Raw genomic sequence first — 4,335 nt, 5'->3', positions numbered from 1 at the left:
GGTGAACGCGTGCACGCGTCGATCCATGTCGGACGATCCTGCACCCCGCCCGCCCGCGCACGACCGGGGACCCGGCCGGGCGCGGGTAGTGTCGCCTCCGTCACCACGGTCACGGAAGGTGTGCGCCATGGGTTCCGACGGAGCCGTCGGTCGATCCGCCCCGGGGGGCGTGCGCGAGCACATCGCCTCGTCCTGGCGGCGTGCGCGGCTGGCGGGCATCGACCCGGACGGCGCCGACCGGCCGGAGGTCGCGGAGGTCGACCGGGTCGGCCGGCTCGCCGTCGCCGCGGAACCGGTGCTGCGGGCGCTGGCGGCCGAGCTCGCCGGTGAGCCGTTCTCGGTGCAGCTCGCCGACCGCGACTGCCGGATCCTCGACATCTGGTGCGACGACCGCACCCTCGCCTCGGCCTTCGACGACATCGGCCTGGTGGTCGGGGCGGCCGCCGACGAGCAGGTGCTGGGGACCAACGGGATCGGCACGGCCGCCGAGACCGGCCGCGGCATCGCGGTCCACGGCGAGGAGCACTTCCTGGCCGGGCTCAAGGGCGTCAGCTGCTTCGGCCACCCGATCCGGCACCCGCTGCGCGGCCGCACCGAGGGCGTCCTCGACATCACCGTCGCCGGCGGGCGCGCGCACCCGCTGTTCGCGCCGCTGCTGTCGCGGGCCGCCCGGGACATCGAGGAGCGGATCGTCGAGACCGCCCGCGACGGCGACCGCAGGCTGTTCCTCGCCTTCCAGGAGGCCACCCGTCGGCGCTCGTCGCCGATCGCGGTCCTCGGCTCGGACGTGGTGCTGACCAACCGCAGCGCCGTCACCGTGCTGGGCGAGGGCGGGATGGACCTGCTCGCGACGCTGCGGACCGAGGTCGTCGAGAACGGCCCGCTGACCCGGGTGCTGGAGGCGCCCGACGGCGCCGGGATCCGGGTGCGGGCCGAGACCGTCGCGGACACCGCGGACGGGGTGCTGTTCCACCTCGTCCCGGTCCGTGCGGCGCCGCGCGAGCCGGTCCGCCGCACCGCGCGTCCGGTTCCCACCGGGCGCTCGGTGCTGGTCGCGGGTGAGCCCGGGACGGGGCGCAGCACCGAGGCGGCCCGGCTGCTCGGCACCGCCGACCCGGTCGTGCTGGCGGCCACCGACGCCCTCACCGGACCGTCCCGGGACTGGGCGGCCCGGCTGTCCGCGCTGGTCGGGAAGGGGGCGCCCGCGGTCGTCGTCGACGACGTGGACGTCCTGCCCGACGAGCTCTGCACCGTGCTCCGCCCGCTGCTCGACGCCGGCCCGACCCGTCTCGTGCTCACCTGCGGCCCGGTCGAGGAGCTGTCCGTCCCGGCGGCGCGGCTGGTCGCCCGGTGCGCGAGCCGCGTCGAGCTCGCGCCGCTGCGCGAACGCCGCGACGAGCTGCCCGGGCTGGTCGCCGACATCGCCGCACGGTCCGGCCGGGCCGGGAGCTGATCCTGACCCGGTCCGCGGTCGCGGCGCTGTCCGCGTACGCCTGGCCGGGCAACCTGACCGAGCTGACCCGGGTCGTGACCGAGCTGGCGCACCTGCCCGGGACCCGCCGGATCGACGTCGACGACCTGCCGGAGCACCTGCGGCCCGGTCCGCGGACCACCCGGCTCGGCGGCCGGGAGCGCGCCGAACGGGTCGCGATCCAGCACGCCCTGACGGTCGCGGGCGGCAACAAGCGCGAGGCCGCACGGGCGCTCGGGATCAGCCGCACCACCCTGTACCGCCGGATGCGCGCGCTCGACGTGGCGGAGACGTAGCCCGCCCGGCATGAGGAAGTGCGCACGTGTCCACATGTGGAACACGCCACACCCCCGGGGGTGGGACAGGATCCGGGTCGACACCGACGTCACCAGCGCAGAGGAGCGTGCCCGTGAAGACCACGGCAGCAGTCGTCTACGAGGCCGGCAAGCCGATCGAGATCGAGGAGCTCGAGCTCGACGGGCCGCAGCAGGGTGAGGTCCTCATCCGCTACACCCACGCCGGGCTGTGCCACTCCGACGTCCACATCGCGCACGGCGACCTCGAGGCGCGCCTGCCGATGGTCCTCGGGCACGAGGGCGCCGGGATCATCGAGGACGTCGGCCCGGGTGTCACCCGGGTGAAGCCGGGCGACCACGTCGTCTGCTCGTTCATCCCCAACTGCGGGGTCTGCCGCTGGTGCGCGACCGGGCAGCAGGCCATCTGCGACATGGGCGCGACCATCCTCGAGGGCTACCTGCCGGGCGAGCGCTTCCCCTTCACCGGGCCGAAGGGCCAGTACGGCGCGATGTGCATGCTGGGCACGTTCTCCCAGTACTCCACGATCCACCAGAACTCGGTGGTGAAGGTCGACGACGACCTCCCGCTGGACAAGGCCGTGCTCGTCGGCTGCGGCGTGCCCACCGGGTGGGGCTCCGCGGTCAACGCGGCGAAGGTCGAGCCGGGCGACACGGTGATCGTCGCCGGCGTCGGCGGCATCGGTATCAACGCCGTCCAGGGCGCCCGCTATGCCGGCGCGAAGAACCTCATCGCCGTCGACCCGCTGGCCAACAAGCGCGAGAAGGCGATGGAGCTCGGCGCCACGCACGCCGTCGCCACCGCCGCCGAGGCCGGTGACCTGGCCCGCGCGATGACCAACGGCAACGGTGCGGACAAGACGATCGTCACCGCGGGCATCGTGACCGAGGAGATCGTCACCGGCGCGTTCGAGAACACCGGCAAGGGCGGCACCGTCGTGCTGACCGGCCTGAACAAGCTCTCGACGACCAATGTCCAGCTGCCGGGCTCGATCCTGACCCTGTTCAAGAAGACGGTGAAGGGCTCGCTGTTCGGCGACTGCAACCCGACCGTCGACATCCCGAAGATCCTCGGCCTCTACCAGAGCGGGGACCTGAAGCTCGACGAGATCATCACGCGGACCTACACCCTCGACCAGGTCAACGAGGGCTACGACGACCTGCTCAACGGCAAGAACGTCCGCGGCGTCCTCGTGCACGAGCACTGATGGGGTCTGTCACGAACCCCGTGGGACCGGCTGCGGCCGGTCCCGCGGGGACCCCCGTCGTCGGCCGCGGCCGGGAGGTCGAGCTCCTCGTCGCGGCGCTGGAGGCCGGCGCCCACGTCGTCCTGGAGGGCCCGCCGGGCACCGGGAAGACGACGCTGCTGCGGTCGGTGGCCGAGGAGGCCGAGCTCCCGTTCGTGTTCGTCGAGGGCAACGCCGAGCTCACCCCGGCCCGGCTGGTCGGGCACTTCGACCCGGCCCAGGTCCTGGAGCGGGGCTACAACCCCGAGACCTTCGTCGACGGCCCGCTGGCCGAGGCGCTGCGCTCCGGGGCGCTGCTCTACGTCGAGGAGATCAACCGGATCCCGGAGGAGACCCTCAACGTCCTCATCACCGTGATGAGCGAGGGCGAGCTGCACGTGCCCCGGCTGGGCCGGATCACCGCGCACGGGGGATTCCGGCTGGTCGCCGCGATGAATCCGTTCGACGCCGTCGGCACCGCCCGGATCTCCTCCGCCGTCTACGACCGGGTCTGCCGGATCGCGATGGGCTACCAGACCGCCGGGGACGAGACCGCGGTCGTCGCGCTGCGCGGCCCCGAGGTCGACGAGCAGTGGCGCGCCAAGGTCGTCTCCCTGGTCCGGCGCACCCGCGAGCACCCGGACGTGCACGTCGGCTCCTCGGTCCGCGGCGCGATCGACATCGTCCGCATCACCACCGCGCTGGCGGCCCGCCGCGGCCGGAAGACCACCGACTGGCGCGCCGGGCTGGACGCGGCGCTGGTCGCGTTGTCCGGCCGCATCCGGCTCGCCGAGTCCGGCTCCCGCAGCGCCGAGGACATCGTCCGCGAGCTGTACACGGCCGAGTTCGGCCGGGAACCCGCCGACGATGCCGACGGGGCCCCGGACGGCGGTGATGCGTCGGGGGGAGCCTGAGCCCGCCACCGGCGGGCGGTCCCCGGCCCGCGGACGGCTCCTCCCGTCCGTCCCGGCCGCGTGCGCGCCCGGAGGACCGTACGGTGGCCCGCAGCTCCCTGGCGGGCCACCCGGGGTTCACCGAGATCTCGCCCGAGGTCGGGGTGCTCGACCCCGACGCCTTCGACGCCGCGCTGGCCGAGCGTCCCGACGAGACGCTGACGCTGCTCGTCGACATGGGCAAGGCCACCGACGAGAAGCTGCGGGCGGCGGCCCGCAGGCTCGCCGGCCGGGTCGTGCTGGAGATCGGCCGCTCCGGCCGGGTCACCCGGCGCGGGATCGGCAGGCTGCGTGCGGTCCCGGCCGACCGCGGCGGTGACCTGGACCTGGACGCCTCGCTGGGCGCGGTCGCCGAGGCCCGCGCGGCGCGG

The 4,335-nt window shown here is 74.5% G+C and carries 4 protein-coding genes and 1 pseudogene; all 5 read left to right on the top strand.

Annotation, left to right across the window (positions count from 1 at the left end; all coding sequences use genetic code 11):
• The first annotated feature begins 127 nt into the window (after nt 1–127).
• Nucleotides 128–1,453 carry a hypothetical protein gene (locus GTW08_RS24200; RefSeq protein WP_161152578.1) on the top strand — a complete coding sequence of 442 codons (1,326 nt, stop codon included), beginning with the start codon at nt 128–130 and terminating at the stop codon, nt 1,451–1,453.
• Nucleotides 1,454–1,527: 74 nt separating this feature from the next.
• Nucleotides 1,528–1,767 carry a helix-turn-helix domain-containing protein gene (locus GTW08_RS24195; RefSeq protein ID WP_161152577.1) on the top strand — a complete coding sequence of 80 codons (240 nt, stop codon included), beginning with the start codon at nt 1,528–1,530 and terminating at the stop codon, nt 1,765–1,767.
• A 113-nt stretch (nt 1,768–1,880) separates the two neighbouring features.
• Complete coding sequence (locus GTW08_RS24190; RefSeq protein ID WP_073576706.1) at nt 1,881–2,993, top strand: NDMA-dependent alcohol dehydrogenase; 1,113 nt, start codon at nt 1,881–1,883, stop codon at nt 2,991–2,993.
• A 20-nt stretch (nt 2,994–3,013) separates the two neighbouring features.
• On the top strand, nt 3,014–3,925 hold the full coding sequence (locus GTW08_RS24185) for an AAA family ATPase (protein WP_304580161.1): 912 nt from the start codon (nt 3,014–3,016) through the stop codon (nt 3,923–3,925).
• Between the two features lie 83 nt (nt 3,926–4,008).
• Nucleotides 4,009–4,335 (top strand): annotated as a pseudogene (locus GTW08_RS24180) (hypothetical protein); the annotation flags it as partial.

Origin of the sequence: Pseudonocardia sp. SID8383, assembly GCF_009864975.1 — a bacterium.
In the GTDB taxonomy this organism is placed as follows: domain Bacteria; phylum Actinomycetota; class Actinomycetes; order Mycobacteriales; family Pseudonocardiaceae; genus Pseudonocardia; species Pseudonocardia alni.
Note: the sequence above shows the minus strand (reverse complement) of the source record. Positions and strands in the feature narration are given on the sequence as shown.